This is a genomic window from Leeuwenhoekiella palythoae (assembly GCF_020310025.1).
Classification (GTDB): Bacteria; Bacteroidota; Bacteroidia; order Flavobacteriales; family Flavobacteriaceae; genus Leeuwenhoekiella; species Leeuwenhoekiella palythoae.
In genome coordinates this window covers 1,006,185-1,023,411 of the sequence record NZ_CP084318.1, presented here as the reverse complement: position 1 = coordinate 1,023,411, position 17,227 = coordinate 1,006,185, and the positions used below count along the sequence as shown (strand labels likewise).

The window sequence follows — 17,227 nt, the reverse complement described above, 5'->3', positions numbered from 1 at the left end:
TACAAATGTATAAAGTTTTTGTAAATGATGTGCCCATTATACTTTCAACTGAAAAGTATATTGGCGAAAATTACACATCCATTCCCATAAAACGTGCAAAAATTAAAAGCATTATTAAACAGGTAAATCGTGGTCAGCTCACGCACATTAATTTATATCACGCTAAGGGTAAAAAATTGCTCAAGTTTTTAAAGAAAAAGTTGCCGGTAGTAGTTGCCGGAGGCGGAATGGTATTTAACGATCACTCTGAAATTCTTTTTATAAAACGCAACGGAAAATGGGATCTCCCAAAAGGTAAGCTTGAGAAAAAGGAAACTATTGAAGAATGTGCCGTACGTGAAGTGAGTGAAGAAACCGGATGTCAGGATTTAGTTTTAGGCGACCTTATCACGGTAACCTATCACGTTTTTAAGCGTAACGGTAAATTTAAGCTGAAGGAAACCTACTGGTACAAAATGACCACCTCCTACAGCGGACCGCTAGAGCCACAACCTTCTGAGGGAATCAAAAAAGTTCGTTGGAAGAATTTTGAAAAATCTCAGAAGGCGTTGACAATGTCTTACGAAAACATCAAACTTCTATTTCCGAAAGAATACTTAATTAGTAATCCTAAAGATCGGGTAGCGTAAGTAGGCCTTTTCATAATTATCAGAATGCTCATAGATCCACTCAAGCTGGGCGTACCAGTTCTGAGCAAAATGAGCATCTTCTTGTTTTTTAGTGTCAAAAACTTCTTTAAGTTCAGGATCTGCATCCAGTAATTCTTGGGCCCGGTCTTCCCAAACATAAGGGGAGAAGTGTTCTTTCTGCTGAAGAATCGTGTCAAAATAATTCCAGTTGAAAAACGAATCTACACCTGAAGGTTCAAGCATCTCCATAATGTAGCGCAATCCAGACTGATTGGTTTTAACCCAGTAATCTCCCTTTCTAATTTTTATTTCCTGAGTTGAAGTTTCAACTTGGGTATTGTAATGCAGATAATGTCCTTCATACGCTTGATTGCGGGTTTTATAATCGGCAATATGATACACTTCAGCAGTTAGCGTACTGTCTTGTTGAAAACGCTCAAAGTCAATTTCATTTTCTTTTAAACGTTCGATCACATGACGCCATCCCTGCGGAATGATATATGCTGCGGGAATTGTAACATCGCCCGCCGGTTTCATATAATTGTAATACGTGACTTCTTTTTCAAAAGGTTTGTTGCGGTCATATTTTAAACGCGACATTCCGGTTACGGTACTTGTTTTTTGTTCGCCTTCGTAGCCAAGGAAATTAAGCGTAGACGTTCTACTGCTGTCAATCTCAAATTGAAGCGTGTATGCTTGTCCGATAAGCGCGCCGCTTCGGTATAATGAATCTTTTGCTTTGCGCAAGGCTTGCATTTTTGCACCATCTTTTTCCGTGATCTTGATCATTGATTTCATCAACTCATAGGTTCCCGTAACGCGATCTTTATACGGTTTAAGCATATGTGTTTCTACCATCATTCCGAAGGTATTCCATAAAGTGCTGTAACCCGTAGAGTAGCGCGGGTAGTCCATAAATTGAGAAAAACCAATTTCAGGAACCTGATTAAATACATTTACATAAGGTGTTATTGGCCAATCTTTAGCGGCTAGATCTTGCTCCAATTGGGGTTGTAATTCTGTATGAAGATAATCGCCTAACGCTCCGCCCAGCTTGTTATGCTGTGTAAACAAATGCGTAAGTACATATTGATAATCTGCACCATTACTCACGTGGTTGTCGATCAAAACATCTGGATTTACCATATGATAAATCTCTGCAAAAGCACGTGCATTGTAGGTGTCAGCTTTTACAAAATCACGATTGAGATCATAATTTTGAGCATTTCCTCTAAAACCATATTCTTCAGGACCGTTTTGATTGGCGCGCGTTCCGGTATTTCTGTTGAGCGCACCGCCAATATTATACACGGCGATAGCACCGATCCATACATTTTCTGGGGTTTCGATGGAGCCATTGGCTAGGTCGCGCATCATCATCATTGTCGCATCAATTCCATCTGATTCTCCGGGATGAATTCCGTTATTGATCAAGATGCGCGTCACCTCCTTAGCATCAGCAAATTCTGAATCAAACGTGCGATTGGTATTGTAAGTGACCAAAGTAAGCGGTTCGCCGCTATCGGTTCTGCCAATTTTATAGGTTTTGATCGAAACGTAAGCAGCATCCAAATCTTCATAATATGCCATTACCTCATCATAGGTTGGCGTTTGATTGCCGTCTCCTTTTTCAAAGGGAGTTACGAGATCAAAATCTTCGGGCTTGGGTTTTTCGGCACAAGAGAGGGCGATAAGAAATACGAGACTGAGTAGGGCTGCTTTCATATGAATTTTAAAAATGATGAAATGCTAAAATTACTAATTAATTGAAGTTTGCACTCTGATCTTTGTTCAGAAACTAAAAGAACGGGCGGTATTGCTGAATTCTAAAATCAAAGGTTGAAAATTGCGGATCTTTCAACTTTTGCTCTTTATACCTTTTCATGCTGCCAATGGCGCGATTGGCAGCTCCCGAGGGTGCAGTTAAGGAAACAGTTTTTACAAAACGCTCTCCGATTTGAAACTGATGAATACGCGGTACTTCTGAAGAAATAACGTCAAGTTTTAAGTGATGTTCCTTGAGTTGTTTCCTAAAAAAATACTCCGGGCCGTTTTTGCTAGCGCCTCCGGTAAAGATTAGCGTATGGATCTGCGGAAATCTTTCAAGATAGCCTATCAAATCACGTAGTTCTACCTCTTGCATTCCTAGATCTGAAGCATCAACTTTTTCGCGTTTTGCAGCAGCTACAATATCACAAACGCCAATGTTTCGGCTTTTGAGAAAATGGGAGCGCTGCTCAATGGCGTGAGCAGTATTTTCATAAACCAAACCCAGATCAAAAATTTGATCGAGAATGGGCCAAAGCATTCCGTTTTTACTTCCGTAGCAAAAATCTACATCTTCGGGTAGCAAATCTCCTGTGGTAAACCGTGGAGGCGGCAAAGTGCCTACAATGAGTTTGGTTGCGTGTTCAAGATTAAATGGAGGATAGGGATGCGTGTGTTCAAACATTTAAGAAGGATTTGCGTCCTGCTTCCACTTGATCCCACAGCCTAAGCTGGGCTTTTGATGTTCATTTTGTTGACGATTATTAAACACATTATCAAGGGCTTCACGCAGGTCCCTTCCGTTTACGGGGATGCCATTTCCTGGGCGAGAATCGTCTAACTGACCGCGATAAATAAGTTTTAATTCCGCATCAAATAAATAAAAATCAGGGGTACACGCAGCGTCATAATCCTTAGCCGTTTGCTGTGTCTCGTCGTATAAATAGGGGAAGCTGAAATTGTATTTTCTTGCGGTCTCCCGCATCAACCACGGACTGTCTTCAGGATAATTTTCAACATCGTTACTACTTATAGCAACAAAACCAAAACCCAGCACACGGTAATCATTGGCAATGCGCACAACCTCGTCATTCACGTGTTTTACAAAAGGGCAGTGATTGCAAATAAACATTACTACCGTTCCACGTTCACCGGCAACATCAGTTAGCGTCACGTGTTTATTGGTGAGTGGATTAGGAAGCGTGAAAAACGGAGCTTGTGTTCCTAACGGAAGCATATTTGAAGGTGTTCTTGCCATACTGTTGTTTCTAATTCCTAGTGTTAAATAGGTCGTACATAGGCTAAACTTGTTACAAATACTAAAGTTCTTTTAAATCTTTGGGCTCAGAAAAGAGCCTTTGTAACTTTAAATAAAACTAGCAATTATGAAAAATACATATAGTTCGCTTTCCGTAGCGATCGAAGAATTACAGAAAAAAGGATATGATACCGATTTTAATCTGGTAGACGAAGGGATCGAATCTAAAGCCCATAAAAAAACCTGGAAAGCAGGACAGATCGAAGTTGAAGAAGCTTTTAGATTTGAAGGAATGACCAATCCTGGAGACAATAGTGTACTTTATGTGATCAATACTGATAGTGGCGAGAAAGGCCTTTTAGTTGATGCGTATGGCGCATATAGTGGTCAAATCTCTCAAGAAATGATTCAAAAGCTGAAGATTGAGCATAATGAATAATGATCTCAAATGGTCTGAATTTGAACGCGTAGACATGCGTGTGGGGACCATTTTAAGCGTCAGTGATTTTCCTGAAGCGCGTAAGCCCGCTTTTCAACTCAATATTGATTTTGGCGATGTAATAGGTATTAGAAAAACTTCGGCGCAAATAACAAAAAGATACCAGCGACAAGAGCTTGTAGGCAAACAAGTGATAGCGGTGGTGAATTTTCCTAAAAAGCAGATCGCAAATTTTATGAGTGAATGTCTGTTGCTCGGCGCCGTAGAAGGCGAAGAAGTCACAGTGCTCAATCCAGATTTGCCTGTGCCTAATGGTTTACGTATCGGTTAACGTTGACGCCTGAAAAATAGTAAAGCCTCCCAAGTGGGAGGCTTTTTTATGTAGCAGATGTACGTGACAACTATGGTTCACCGCTGCGTGTTGGGCTGAGGTTTTTTGCTTCTTCTTCGGTGTACATCCTAGACTTAATAACAAACCGAATCCCAAGCGGAATTTCTAAAGAGAAACTCGAGCCTCTTCCCGAGGTAATATCTACAGTGAGTTGCGTATGCTTCCAATATTCAAATTGGTCTTTAGACATATAAAACTCACAATCGTGTATTGTTCCCAGATATACATCGGTTTCATTGATCATCAGATCTCCTTTTGGGAAACACATTGGGGACGAGCCGTCACAGCAGCCGCCGCTCTGGTGAAACATAAGTTCGCCGTGCTCTTCCCGTAATTGATCTATAATTTTCTTTGCAGCATCTGTTGCTTCTACACGTGGTGTCATCATTTGATTTTTAGAAAAAGCCCATTGCTTTTTTGTCATAAGAAATCAGCATATTCTTAGTATGGCGATAATGTGCCAACATCATTTTGTGATTCTCACGGCCAATACCAGACTTTTTATATCCGCCAAAGGGAGCGTGCGCAGGATAATTGTGATAATTATTTACCCAAACACGGCCAGCTTTGATCGCTCTTGAGATTTGATAGGCTTGGTGTGTATCACGCGTCCAAACTCCGGCACCTAATCCATACAGGGTGTCATTTGCTATTTCAATAGCATCTGCTTCATCTTTAAAAGAAGTCACGCAAAGTACCGGACCAAAGATTTCTTCTTGAAAAACGCGCATTTTATTATTCCCTTTCAAGATCGTAGGCTGAATATAATATCCTCCTTCTAAGCCTTCGTTATACGCGGCATCGCCACCACAAAGTACTTCGGCGCCTTCCTCTTTACCAATATTGATATAATTCAAGATTTTCTCATATTGATCATTAGAGGCTTGTGCACCCATCATAGTATCGGGACTTAGAGGATGACCTAGTTTTATAGCTTTGGTGCGTTCTACTACACGCTCCACAAAAGCATCAAAAATACTTTCTTGTACGAGTAAGCGAGATGGACAAGTACATACTTCACCTTGATTTAAGGCAAACAGCGTGGCTCCCTCAAGGCATTTATCAAAGAATTCATCATCAGCATCCATTACACTTTCAAAAAATACATTAGGAGATTTTCCTCCAAGTTCAAGGGTGACCGGCGTGATATTCTTAGAAGCATATTGCATTATTAATTGTCCCGTAGTGGTCTCACCGGTGAATGCGATCTTATTGATACGCGGACTAGAAGCAAGCGGTTTTCCCGCTTCGGCGCCAAAACCGTTTACGATATTGAGTACTCCGGCCGGTAGAATATCTTCTATCAATTCCATAAGAATTAAGATTCCAACAGGAGTTTGCTCAGCTGGTTTGAGCACTACGCAGTTTCCGGCAGCTAGTGCAGGAGCGAGTTTCCAAGTTGCCATTAAAATTGGGAAATTCCAAGGAATGATCTGCCCGACGACCCCTAGAGGCTCTGTGACATTAATACAGACCGTATTACTGTCTAGCTCACTTACCGAACCTTCTTCTGCTCTGATCACCCCGGCAAAATATCTAAAGTGGTCTACGGCAAGCGGTAAATCTGCAGCCATCGTCTCGCGGATCGCTTTACCATTATCCCAGGTTTCGGCACGGGCAAGCGCTTCTAGATTTTGTTCCATCACATCCGCAATTTTTAATAATAAATTACTGCGGTATGCTGCAGCAGAATTGTTCCACTTTGGAGCAGCCTCCCAAGCGGCATCTATTGCTTTTTCGATATCTTCTGAGGTAGATCTCGGAATGCGTGTAAAATTTGCACCGTCAACCGGTGAAACGTTATCAAAGTATTGCCCTTTTACAGGCGACGTCCATTTACCGCCAATAAAGTTTTCATACTGATCTTTAAATTTTGGCTTCTCTACAACGTTTGCGGAAGCAGTCTGTACATCACTCATAAGATTGTTTTTTTAATTATACGTTACTTAAATTGTTGCTTAGAAATTTGAGGTAATGCTATTAGCATTTTTGCGTTGTCTAAAGTTAACGAACACATATTCTTAGACCTTGACCAATTCTATCAAAAAAGTGTACGATCCTCTCAAAAATTGTTAATGTGTTAATTATAGGTGTATTAAATTGTATATTTAATACATAAACTTCGTCCGTTTAAGGATATTATAATTTAAGTATGCATTTGCCCGACGCGTTTTATAAAAACAGAAAGCTTGAGAATCTGGTGGAAAATCAGACTTCTTATACTTTGAATAATGCTGCAATGCACGTTTTTGAAACGCATCAACAGGCAGAACGCGTGTTGCTGCAGTTTGATAAACCGGTTTTGGCGAGTATGCTTCACGGGAAGAAAATTATGCACCTGCGCGATCATAACAGTTTTGATTTTTTGCCCGGTGAATCTTTGATTTTACCTGCAGACGAACTGATGTGTATAGATTTTCCGGATGCGGAACACCGCAATCCTACGCGTTGTTTGGCTATGGCAATTTCTGAAGATAAAATCAAGAATGTGGTAACCTTGATGAATGAGAATATCGGCAAGGCTGATGGGCAGGAGTGGAGCTTAATGGATTATAATTTTCATTTTACCAACGACGCCGGCATCTTTCAGATCTTGCAACGCTTGCTTTTTCTTTTTACTGAAAATCATCCGTCAAAAGATTTTTTTGTTGATAATATGTTGCAAGAATTGATCGTACGCATTCTGCAAACCAATAACCGAAAAATCTATACCGATAAGGCGCTAAAACTAAGCAACGATAATAGGTTAGCTTTCATAATTCAATACATCCGCGAACATCTGCACGAGTCCCTTTCCGTAGAAACATTGAGCAAAAAAGCGTGTATGAGTGAATCTAATTTTTACAGAGTATTTAAAAACGAACTTGGTATTTCTCCTGTTGATTTTATCAATACCGAACGTATAAAACTTGCCGTCAGCTTACTTCAGGACCCTAACAAAAAGATAAAAAATGTGTATTTGGAGTGTGGTTTTGAGAGCAGATCATATTTCAACCGAGTATTCAAACGTATGAACCAGATCTCGCCCGGAGCATTTCAGGCAAAGGCAGCGCAGCATTAAAACGCTACATCAAACGACTTCATTTTGTGTAAGTAGCTAGAGAGCGCTTTACTCGTATTTTGCTGAATTTTCAATTTCATAAACCTTGTCCACCCTAAAAGGTAGCCTTTGAAACCCAGCGCTTGTTGTGACCAGCGCCAAAGATCAAAATGATCTGTATGCTGTACGATTTTACCGTTTTGAAAGCTGAAAGTTCCCACTACGTGATTGACCACTTTTCTTTTTTGCGGTCCATAAGTATAGGTAGCAGTCCATTTTGCACTACCGTTATAATCATTGGCTTGAACTTCACTAAAATCAATCTGTAACGCATCGCCACCGCGCTCAATAAGCATATACCACATGGCAAAAGCACGTTTCCCTTGAATTTTTCCAAAAGCGGGATCTTCAAAGATGATGTTTTTGGCATAGCAAGCGGTCATTCCTTGTGGATCGTGATTCTTAAAAGCCAGGTAGAAATCGGTAATCAATTTTTCGTTGGGGTGCATCAAAACCAGTTTAAGACTTAAAATTACGTCAAAGCTTAGAGTTTTTCCGCAGCATACCTAATTTAAATGCTGTCTAAAAAGCATACTGTTACTTATTGAATAAGGGTTTGAGTTTATTTCGGCTTTCAAAAAGGAACCAAATATCTAAAGCAAAAAATACAATTGCCATAAGTAAACCGCTGGGTTCGTTTAGAAGGTGTAGCAGTAAAATGCCCACTAGAATAGGGAACAACATAATTGCGCCTAAAGCACGGGTAGGTTTGAACATCACCAGAATTCCTGCGATAATTTCTACAATTGCGATGAGCGGCATTAACCAGCCTATAGTTGTAAACGCGTTAAAAAGTTCTAGCATTTCGGGAGACATATCTTCAGGCAAGGGCATATAGTTGAAGAATTTATTCAAACCTGAATTGATGAATAATAAGCCAAAAAGCACACTTATGATAAATAAGATTTTTGATTTCATATGCAGAAGTTTAATAACGCTTTAGTAGAGTTTTACTAACTATTTTTTCAAATAGCCTGGGTTTTCTGTTTCCTCTAAATTAAGTAAATTGAAGGAAAATAATAAGGACTCAATCGTTGTATATAGTTTTTTGTTATTGATTTATAAAAACTATAAATCAAAGTTATTGAAAAGCTAGTGAATTATTGAAGTTCTTTACACTCGAATAACATTTAAAATTCAACAGACAAATGGAAAATAAAAACGGAAAAGATCACGGTACAGATGGTAAGGTTTGGGATGTAAACGAATCTTCTAAATGTCCGTTTCTGAGTGGTGAGATGAATCACGTCACCGGTCAAGGAACGACAAATAGAGATTGGTGGCCTAACCAATTAAATCTTAATATTCTAAAGCAAAATTCTTCATTAGTTGACCCGATGGATGAAGATTTTGATTATAGCGAAGCCTTTAAAAGTCTTGATCTCGCTGCGGTAAAACAAGATTTGCACGATCTGATGACTGACAGTCAAGATTGGTGGCCTGCAGATTATGGGCACTACGGTCCGTTTTTCATTCGTATGGCTTGGCACGCAGCCGGAACTTACCGTATTCACGATGGTAGAGGAGGAGCAGGAAGTGGGCAACAACGTTTTGCACCGTTAAACAGCTGGCCGGATAACGCCAACTTAGATAAAGCGCGTTTACTTTTATGGCCTATTAAAAAGAAATACGGTAACAAATTATCTTGGGCAGATTTATTGATCTTGGCAGGAAACTGCGCCCACGAGTCTATGGGACTTAAAATGTTTGGTTTTGCCGGTGGTCGTGAAGATGTATGGGAACCTGAAGAAGTATATTGGGGAGCAGAGACCGAATGGCTAGGCAATAAAGAACGTTATGAAGGCGGCGAACTAGAGAAAGCACTAGGTGCTGCACATATGGGATTGATCTATGTAAATCCTGAAGGGCATAACGCAAATCCAGATCCGGTTGAATCTGCACATTTCATTAGAGAGACTTTTGGGCGTATGGCGATGAATGATTATGAGACTGTAGCTTTAATCGCCGGTGGTCATACTTTCGGAAAAACACACGGTGCAGCAGATCCTGAAGAGCACGTGGGTGCAGAGCCAGCAGCAGCAGGAATGGAAGCTATGGGAACCGGTTGGAAAAACAACTTTGGTTCTGGTAAAGGAGCAGATACCATCACCAGTGGATTAGAGGGAGCTTGGACGGATACGCCTACACAATGGAGTAATAAGTATTTTGAAAATTTATTTGGTTATGAGTGGGAACTTACTAAAAGTCCTGCAGGAGCATACCAATGGAAACCAAAAGATAATGCCGGTGCCGGTACCGTGCCTGATGCGCACAGACCCGATGTAAAACACGCACCGTTTATGCTGACTACAGATTTATCGCTGCGTTTTGATCCGGAATACGAGAAGATCTCTAGACATTTTATGGAAAACCCAGAGGAGTTTGCAGATGCTTATTCTCGCGCGTGGTTTAAATTAACACACCGTGATATGGGACCAAAAGAGCGCTATCTAGGTCCTGAAGTACCTCAAGAAGAATTGATTTGGCAAGACCCAATCCCGGCAGTAGATCACGAGTTGGTTTCAGATGCAGATGTAGCGCATCTTAAAAAGAATATTTTAGAATCAGGTCATTCCATTTCAGAATTGGTATCTGTAGCTTGGGCTTCTGCATCAACCTTTAGAGGTTCTGATAAGCGTGGAGGAGCTAACGGTGCACGCATACGTTTTGCACCACAACGTACTTGGGAAGTAAACAATCCTGAGCAGTTAGACGCTGTTTTAAAAACATTAGAAGGGATTCAAAAATCTTTCAATGATTCGCAAAGCGGAAATAAGAAAGTTTCATTAGCAGACCTTATTGTGCTGGCAGGTAGTGCTGCAGTAGAGAAAGCGGCTCAAGATGCCGGTCACGATATCAATGTGCCTTTTACCCCTGGTCGCGCAGATGCTTTAGAAGAAAAAACCGATGCTTCAGCCTTTGATGCGCTAGAGCCGGTAGCTGATGGTTTCAGAAATTATATGAAAGATCGTTTTGCAATTAAAGCGGAAGAATTCTTGGTAGATCGCGCACAGCTTTTAACCTTGACACCACCAGAAATGACTGTATTAGTAGGAGGTTTACGCGTATTAAATACCAATTTTGACGGTTCTGATTACGGAGTTTTCACTGATAAACCGCAAACCTTAACTAATGATTTCTTTGTAAATCTGTTGGATATGAATACCACGTGGAAAGCAGTTTCTGAAGAAGATGAACTCTTTGAAGGAAGTGACCGCAACACCGGAGAGAAAAAATGGACCGGTACCCGTGTAGATTTGATCTTTGGTTCAAATTCAGAGTTAAGAGCGCTAGCAGAAGCCTATGCGCTTGAGGATTCTGGCGAGCGTTTTGTAAAACACTTCGTGAAAACTTGGGTTAAAGTAATGAACTTAGATCGTTACGATCTTCAATAATGGTAAGATTAGAATAATAAGAAAGGCGACCACAGGTCGCCTTTTTTTATGTACTGACTTTATTTTCTAATTGCTTTCCCTGTTCAAAATCGGTTAGATTTCTTAGCGTTACTTGTGCGATCTGTTCAAGCGCTTCTACAGTGAAAAAACCTTGATGTCCTGTAATCAGGACATTAGGAAAGGACATCAGTCTTAAAAAATCATCGTCTTTGTTTACTGTTTCAGAAAGGTCGTTAAAAAATAAACCCGATTCCTGCTCATAAACGTCGATTCCTAAATACCCTAGTTTCTCGCTTTTTAGAGCTTCAACCACGGCAGTGGTGTCAATCAAAGCGCCGCGCCCGGTATTGATAAGCATAGCGCTTTCTTTCATTCTCTCAAAAGCTTCAGCATTCATCAAGTGATGTGTATGTTCGTTAAGCGGGCAATGCAGTGAGATAATATCAGCTTCTTTTAGAAGTTTATCAAGGTCAACGTAAGTGACGCCAGACTCTTTTAATTCCGTATTCGGTTTGATATCATAAGCCAAAACTTTACAGCCAAACCCCAACATAATTCTGGCGAAACATTGCCCAATAATCCCGGTGCCAATTACACCTACAGTCTTTCCGTAGAGATTAAAACCGGTTAGTTTTTCTAATGAAAAGTTGTTTTCACGCACGCGATTATAGGCCTTATGCGTTTTGCGATTGAGCGTAAGGATAAGCGCGACTGCGTGCTCGGCCACCGCTTGTGGTGAGTAAGCAGGCACGCGCACTACCGGAATATTTTGAGCTTCGGTTGCTTTTAGGTCAACATTATTAAACCCTGCACAGCGCAGGGCAATGATTTTCAGGCCGGCATCGGCTAATTTATTAATGGTCTCAGCGTTAAGGTCGTCGTTCACAAAAACACATACTGCGTCATAATCTTTGGCCAAAGAAGCCGTGTGCGCATTCAGCGCAGTTTCAAAAAAGGTGAGTTGGTGATTAAAATCGGTATTGATGCTTTCAAAAAATTCCTGATCGTATTTTTTTGTACTGAAGAAGGCTACTTTCATAAAATGAAGATTTAAGCACTCTAAGTTATTTTATTTCGCCTTTAAACCAAAGTTTTAAACGTTGGTAGAATATAAGTGTTTGTTAAAGTGTGGTTTATGAATATTTTAGAACTTTAGCGGTCTAACAACTAATTCCTGGTTGCCAAAGCAGGAAACCACATTCTCCATCTTATGAAAGCTATAACCATAGACGAAGTCATTGAGCAACTTGACGCCATTATTCTGACCGAAAAGCAAAACAATAGCCCTATGGCATTTTTTCCTATTCTTTATAATCGTGTGACTAAACGCATTAAAGCCGGAATAGAAGCTGAAGAATTTGATGATAACGCGCGGATGGAAAAATTAGATGTCATCTTTGCCAATCGTTATATCGAAGCCTATCAACACTATAAAGCAGGAAATCCTCCTACTGAAAGTTGGCGCAATGCCTTTAAAGTTTCTGAAGCACTAGTGATGCAGCACTTGCTTTTGGGTATAAATGCGCACATCAATCTCGACTTGGGTATTGCAGCTGCAGAAACCACGGGAGCTCACGCTTTAGCCGATTTTGAACAAGATTTTAAAAAGATCAACGAAGTTCTCGCAGCGATGGTTGCTGATGTAAAAGCTGCGATTGGTAAAGTGTCACCGCTGTTCAAATTACTGGAATTGGTAGGTAAAGGGAAGGAAGATAAGTTGGTCTCTTTCAGCATTAATATTGCTCGGGATGGTGCTTGGCTATTTGCTAATCAATATGCCGCAGCGGTTAAAAAAGAAGATGCGATCGCTGACCGTGATCAGGTAATTGCAGCTTTAGCCGTGCAACTTGTAAACCCAAAGAGTAAGCTGTTACAAGTGGTCGCAAAGGTGGTGCGCTTTTTTGAGGTAAAAGATGTGCAGCGCGTTGCAGCGATTTTAGAACGTTGATTTATTTATAATCCAAATTAAAGACTTTAAGGCTTATCTCTAGAGCTTTAACAATTTTGATAGATCACTTACCTTAAACTGGATCATAGCTAATATGAGCTGCTCCGGGAGAGGTTCACTATGCGGAAACTGTACTGATCCTTTGCCATTTTTATAACCTGATAAGTGATCTTTGAAATGCTCGTGAGTTACCGGAGTGGCATAAAACCTATGTGATTTACAAATCCACCAAAATAAACCAACGGCTTTTTATTCAATTTGTACGCCGGCATATGATACGAAATACCTTCAGTCGCCTCAGGCGCAGCCTTTTTGATAAGGCTGCGTATCAACTTCATTTTTTCTTGAACTTCCTCAGGAAATTCAGCAATATATTCACTTACATTGGTTGCTTCCGTGGTATTCATACGTTTAAGATTAACCTCCTAAAGCTAATGAAAAATTCAATTATATATTACTGGCGGTCAAGTGCGTTTTGCATCGCTTCCATTAAAAGTCCTACATGATAACCATCAACTAAAGCGTGGTGCGCGTGCACAGAAATAGGTAAAGTCACCTGTCCTGCTTCGTGCTGAATTTTACCGAATGTGATCTTCGGGCAACTGTCGTTGATTGAAAACTTACGGGCGTGAGAAACCGCACTAAAAGTAAACCACGGCAACGCAGAATAATGAACCACCTGATCTGTCATTCCATCAGGCATCAGTTGGGTTGTGCTTTGAACGCGTTCTTTTTCCGTAGAAAAATTGGTTTTAAAATGGTTGAAATCCGCTGCGTGTTGGATCAAGGAAAAACCAAAAGTATGATTTGGTCGGGCTATTGTCGTAGAGACGTCAATACGGTCGTAAGCGATGATTTTACCTTTATGAATACGCTGCTTAAAATTAGGAATCGCATTTACAGCCGTATTCGCCGCATGCAAATAATACGCAAAAATGGGTAATGCGTTGGCTTTGCAATAAGCGTAAGCTCTGGTGAGATCTACGGTTGTGGTTATTCCAAAAAAAGGTTCTTCAAAATCTTTGAAAAAATTAAATTGTTCTTTTCGGGTATAGGTTTCTAGGGCTATTTCTTCTATCATGCTTAATTTTGTTTGTGCAAATTTCAAAAGCCCACAAACCCTAAACAAGGACATATGTCCCACCTAAACTATGTTTCAAGAAGCTTCTAATTTTCTGGATTTTGTTGAAGAGCTCTATGCGCAGGACACAGCGGGAGTATCGCTAATAGAATTTAATGCGAAAGAGATGCTGATGCATCAAGGAGCTGCTGCACAACATGTTTTTGTTCTGAAAAGTGGTCTGTGTAAAATAGGTCTAGAGGAAGAAAACGGGAAAGAATATATTCTGGCTTTTTTGAGCACAGGGGAAATTTTAGGAGAATTAGAATTGATTCGTGACGAACCACGGTTATGTTCGGTACAGGCATTGAATAAAGTGGAAGCTTATAAACTCACTAAAGCGTGTTTTCTCAACTTGTTGAATACTGATCTTAAGCTGAATCGCCTCATCATAAATGCCTATGCAGAACGCATTACCAACACCAGTAAAAAGGCTTCTTTTCAGAAATTATATACCACTGAAAACGGACTGCAACGCATTCTAAAACTTCAAGAGACTGAAAATATCGAGATATCAAAAGCAGACCTATCTGCTTACCTGGGAATTTCGGTGCGTAGTTTAAATCGCTTATTGAAGCAACGCGGAGATTCCTAAAATACTTCATAATCAGGAATTCAAAACCTCTTGTAGATACGGTGCTGTCTTACTTGTACTGCTTACAGCAACTTCTTCGGGAGTGCCGGCAACAACAATAGTACCTCCTTCGTCCCCTGCGCCGGGTCCCATATCGATCACCCAATCACTTGCTGCGATCACGTGCATATCGTGCTCAACAAGAACTACAGTATTTCCTGCTTCCACCAAATGATTGAGTTGCAATTGTAATTTTTCAACATCGGTAGGGTGCAGGCCGGTTGTAGGTTCGTCAAGTACGTACAGCGTTTTACCGTTATTTTGCCGTTGTAGTTCTTTGGCCAATTTGATGCGCTGTGCTTCTCCACCCGAAAGTTCGGTGGCGGGTTGTCCCAAACGTAAATAGCCTAAACCTACATCCTCTAGCAATTGAAGCGGTTTATGCACCCGAGTTTCGGCCTTAAAGAAATCGGTTGCCTCGGTTACGGTCATATCTAGTACTTCGGCAATGTTTTTATCGTTATAGGTAACTTCTAAAGTTTCGGCATTGTAGCGGGTGCCATCACATACAGGACAAGGTGCATAGACGCTAGGTAAAAACAACAACTCTACCATTACTGCACCTTCTCCTTCACAATTGGGGCAACGGCCTTTGCCTACATTAAACGAAAAGCGTCCGGCTTTGTATTTTCTCGATTTTGCCAGATCGGTCTTAGCAAAAAGTTTGCGTACGGTATCAAAAAGTCCAGTGTACGTAGCAAGATTAGAACGCGGCGTTCTACCTATGGGTTTTTGATTTACGAGCACCATACGTTTGAGATGCTCGCTTCCTGCGGTAATGCTTCCTGAAAGAGGTTGTTCAGATTCCTGTTGCAAAAGTTCATCCGACTCTTCGTTTTCTTCAAAAGTGGGGTTTCCTAAGTGTATCTTCATTAATTCCACTAGCGCCTGACTAACCAAGCTACTTTTACCGGAACCGGAAACTCCGGTAACTGAGGTCAGCGCCCCAATAGGAAAAGCTGCATCGAGCTGGTTAAGGTTGTTGCGTGTGATACCTTCAAGTTTCAGCCAATGTTGAGGTTGCTTGCGTGAAGGCTTTTGAAAAGGATTCTCGTTAAACAGATGTGCTCTGGTTTTTGAAGTGGCACAGTCTTTTAAACCTTCCGGTGGACCGCTGTATAAAATCCTGCCGCCACCTTCTCCTGCATCTGGACCTACATCAACGATCCAGTCGGCTTGGCGGACCACATCGAGTTCGTGTTCTACCACAAAAATTGAATTCCCGCCATCCTTCAACATCGTCAACGTGCGTAATAAAGCGGCCGTATCTGCCGGATGCAAACCTGCGGATGGCTCATCTAAAACATACACGACACCAAATAAATTACTTCGCACTTGCGTGGCAAGTCGCAGGCGTTGATGTTCTCCGGGAGAGAGTGTTGGCGTATTTCGGTCGAGTGCTAAATAACCTAATCCAAGATCGAGCAGCACTTCAATACGGCTGACAAAATCTTCGGCGATGCGTTGAGTGACCAATACTTTTTCTTGGTTGGTTTTTGCCAGTTTTTTTAATGCAGAAGCCGAACCTTCGCTGTACGGTTTGAAAATCTCAAGCAACTTATTCAGCGGAAGCTGAGCGATCTCGGCTATATCATAACCTGCAAAAGTTACCGAAAGTGACTCCGGGCGCAGACGCTTACCGTTACACGTCGGGCAAGTGCTGCCCACCACATACTCAGACACGCGCTTTTTCATCGATGCGCTGGGCGAATTGGCATAGGTGTGTAAAATGTAATTTTTTGCGCTGGTGTAAGTGCCTTTGTAGCTGGGTTGCTCGTTGTTCTTTAGCGCTTGCTGCACTTCCTGCGGACTGCGATCACGGAAGACCGGTACGGTAGGAGTTTCTTCAGTAAATAGAATCCAGTCTTTTTCTTCCTGCGGAAGTTCTTTCCACGGGATATCTACATCATACCCCAAAGTCACCAGAATGTCTCTCAGGTTTTTGCCTTGCCAGGCTTTAGGCCAGGCGGCAATCGCCCGATCTCTAATGGTTAAGCTGTCGTCAGGAACCAAGCTTTTTTCGGTTACGGAATACACTTTTCCCAGACCATGACATTCCGGGCAGGCTCCTTCGGGCGTATTAGTAGAGAAGGCGTCGGCATATAAAAGTTCTTGACCTTCAGGATAGTTTCCCGCGCGGGAATATAACATACGCAGCAAGTTAGAAAGCGTGGTCACCGAACCCACTGTAGATCGGGTAGAACCCGAACTGCGCTGCTGCTGTAACGCCACGGCAGGCGGTAGGCCATCAATAGCATCTACTTCAGGAATAGGCATTTGGTTGAATAACCTGCGCGCGTAGGGCGAAACCGATTCTAAATACCGGCGTTGTGCTTCAGCGTATAGGGTGCCAAAGGCTAAGGATGATTTTCCAGAGCCCGAAATACCGGTAAACACCACGAGGGCATCCCGCGGAATTTCAACAGAAACATTCTTGAGATTATTCTGGCGGGCGCCTTGCACGACCACATATCCTTCTTTAGCCATTAGCTTGTTTTATGGGCATCCTCAACGAGTTTAAATCCCGTCCCGATACCTATCGGGAT

The 17,227-nt window shown here is 41.4% G+C and carries 18 protein-coding genes; 7 read left to right on the top strand and 11 right to left on the bottom strand.

The window, feature by feature from the left end; genetic code table 11:
- The first annotated feature begins 5 nt into the window (after window positions 1-5).
- On the top strand, window positions 6-629 hold the full coding sequence (locus tag LDL79_RS04275) for an NUDIX hydrolase (protein WP_072983870.1): 624 nt from the start codon (window positions 6-8) through the stop codon (window positions 627-629).
- Here the strand turns inward: LDL79_RS04275 and LDL79_RS04270 are convergent.
- The 3 genes from LDL79_RS04270 to LDL79_RS04260 form a co-directional block, all read right to left on the bottom strand.
- Window positions 597-2,354, bottom strand: a complete 1,758-nt coding sequence (locus LDL79_RS04270; protein WP_225599298.1) for a M14 family metallopeptidase — start codon at window positions 2,352-2,354, stop codon at window positions 597-599. The genes LDL79_RS04275 and LDL79_RS04270 overlap by 33 nt on opposite strands.
- A gap of 73 nt (window positions 2,355-2,427) precedes the next feature.
- Complete coding sequence (locus LDL79_RS04265) at window positions 2,428-3,081, bottom strand: uracil-DNA glycosylase family protein (RefSeq protein ID WP_225599297.1); 654 nt, start codon at window positions 3,079-3,081, stop codon at window positions 2,428-2,430.
- Window positions 3,082-3,654, bottom strand: coding sequence for a thioredoxin family protein (locus tag LDL79_RS04260; RefSeq protein WP_225599296.1), 573 nt, complete (start codon window positions 3,652-3,654; stop codon window positions 3,082-3,084). It lies immediately after the preceding gene.
- 127 nt (window positions 3,655-3,781) lie between these two features.
- On the opposite strand from LDL79_RS04260, the gene LDL79_RS04255 reads away from it, so the two are divergent.
- Both LDL79_RS04255 and LDL79_RS04250 read left to right on the top strand, forming a co-directional pair.
- Window positions 3,782-4,093: a phosphoribosylpyrophosphate synthetase gene (locus LDL79_RS04255; protein ID WP_072983457.1), complete on the top strand. Its 312-nt coding sequence runs from the start codon at window positions 3,782-3,784 to the stop codon at window positions 4,091-4,093.
- Complete coding sequence (locus LDL79_RS04250; RefSeq protein WP_072983459.1) at window positions 4,086-4,424, top strand: tRNA-binding protein; 339 nt, start codon at window positions 4,086-4,088, stop codon at window positions 4,422-4,424. The genes LDL79_RS04255 and LDL79_RS04250 overlap by 8 nt, the downstream gene beginning before the upstream one ends.
- A 70-nt stretch (window positions 4,425-4,494) precedes the next feature.
- On the opposite strand, the gene LDL79_RS04245 is transcribed toward LDL79_RS04250, so the two are convergent.
- On the bottom strand, window positions 4,495-4,908 hold the full coding sequence (locus tag LDL79_RS04245) for a DUF779 domain-containing protein (RefSeq protein WP_225599295.1): 414 nt from the start codon (window positions 4,906-4,908) through the stop codon (window positions 4,495-4,497).
- A complete protein-coding gene (locus tag LDL79_RS04240) occupies window positions 4,880-6,403 on the bottom strand; it encodes an aldehyde dehydrogenase family protein (protein WP_167597992.1) in 1,524 nt (507 codons plus the stop codon). Before LDL79_RS04240 ends, LDL79_RS04245 begins: the two co-directional genes overlap by 29 nt.
- 233 nt (window positions 6,404-6,636) lie before the next feature.
- Here LDL79_RS04240 and LDL79_RS04235 point away from each other — a divergent pair, with 233 nt between their 5' ends.
- Window positions 6,637-7,545: an AraC family transcriptional regulator gene (locus LDL79_RS04235; protein ID WP_167597991.1), complete on the top strand. Its 909-nt coding sequence runs from the start codon at window positions 6,637-6,639 to the stop codon at window positions 7,543-7,545.
- Here the strand turns inward: LDL79_RS04235 and LDL79_RS04230 are convergent.
- Entirely contained in the window at window positions 7,542-8,033 is a 492-nt protein-coding gene (locus LDL79_RS04230) for a nuclear transport factor 2 family protein (RefSeq protein WP_225599294.1), read from the bottom strand. The genes LDL79_RS04235 and LDL79_RS04230 overlap by 4 nt on opposite strands.
- 88 nt (window positions 8,034-8,121) lie before the next feature.
- A complete protein-coding gene (locus LDL79_RS04225) occupies window positions 8,122-8,502 on the bottom strand; it encodes a MauE/DoxX family redox-associated membrane protein (RefSeq protein WP_072983466.1) in 381 nt (126 codons plus the stop codon).
- Between the two features lie 230 nt (window positions 8,503-8,732).
- Here LDL79_RS04225 and katG point away from each other — a divergent pair, with 230 nt between their 5' ends.
- Complete coding sequence (gene katG, locus LDL79_RS04220) at window positions 8,733-10,979, top strand: catalase/peroxidase HPI (protein WP_225599293.1); 2,247 nt, start codon at window positions 8,733-8,735, stop codon at window positions 10,977-10,979.
- A gap of 46 nt (window positions 10,980-11,025) precedes the next feature.
- Here katG and LDL79_RS04215 read toward each other — a convergent pair whose 3' ends face one another.
- Window positions 11,026-12,018: a 2-hydroxyacid dehydrogenase gene (locus LDL79_RS04215; RefSeq protein WP_225599292.1), complete on the bottom strand. Its 993-nt coding sequence runs from the start codon at window positions 12,016-12,018 to the stop codon at window positions 11,026-11,028.
- A gap of 171 nt (window positions 12,019-12,189) precedes the next feature.
- Between LDL79_RS04215 and LDL79_RS04210 the strand changes: the two genes are divergently transcribed.
- Window positions 12,190-12,927, top strand: a complete 738-nt coding sequence (locus LDL79_RS04210; protein ID WP_225599291.1) for a DUF5995 family protein — start codon at window positions 12,190-12,192, stop codon at window positions 12,925-12,927.
- Window positions 12,928-13,115: 188 nt separating this feature from the next.
- Here the strand turns inward: LDL79_RS04210 and LDL79_RS17240 are convergent, their stop codons facing one another.
- Both LDL79_RS17240 and LDL79_RS04200 read right to left on the bottom strand, forming a co-directional pair.
- Window positions 13,116-13,334: an iron chaperone gene (locus LDL79_RS17240; RefSeq protein ID WP_317197764.1), complete on the bottom strand. Its 219-nt coding sequence runs from the start codon at window positions 13,332-13,334 to the stop codon at window positions 13,116-13,118.
- Between the two features lie 47 nt (window positions 13,335-13,381).
- The gene (locus LDL79_RS04200) at window positions 13,382-14,008 is read right to left on the bottom strand and encodes a CatA-like O-acetyltransferase (RefSeq protein WP_225599290.1); all 627 of its coding nucleotides are present in this window, start codon (window positions 14,006-14,008) and stop codon (window positions 13,382-13,384) included.
- A gap of 70 nt (window positions 14,009-14,078) precedes the next feature.
- Between LDL79_RS04200 and LDL79_RS04195 the strand changes: the two genes are divergently transcribed.
- Window positions 14,079-14,642 (top strand): Crp/Fnr family transcriptional regulator, encoded by a 564-nt coding sequence (locus LDL79_RS04195; protein WP_225599289.1) that lies wholly within the window; start codon window positions 14,079-14,081, stop codon window positions 14,640-14,642.
- 12 nt (window positions 14,643-14,654) lie between these two features.
- Here LDL79_RS04195 and uvrA read toward each other — a convergent pair whose 3' ends face one another.
- Window positions 14,655-17,168: an excinuclease ABC subunit UvrA gene (gene uvrA / locus LDL79_RS04190; RefSeq protein ID WP_225599288.1), complete on the bottom strand. Its 2,514-nt coding sequence runs from the start codon at window positions 17,166-17,168 to the stop codon at window positions 14,655-14,657.
- Window positions 17,169-17,227: the final 59 nt, after the last annotated feature.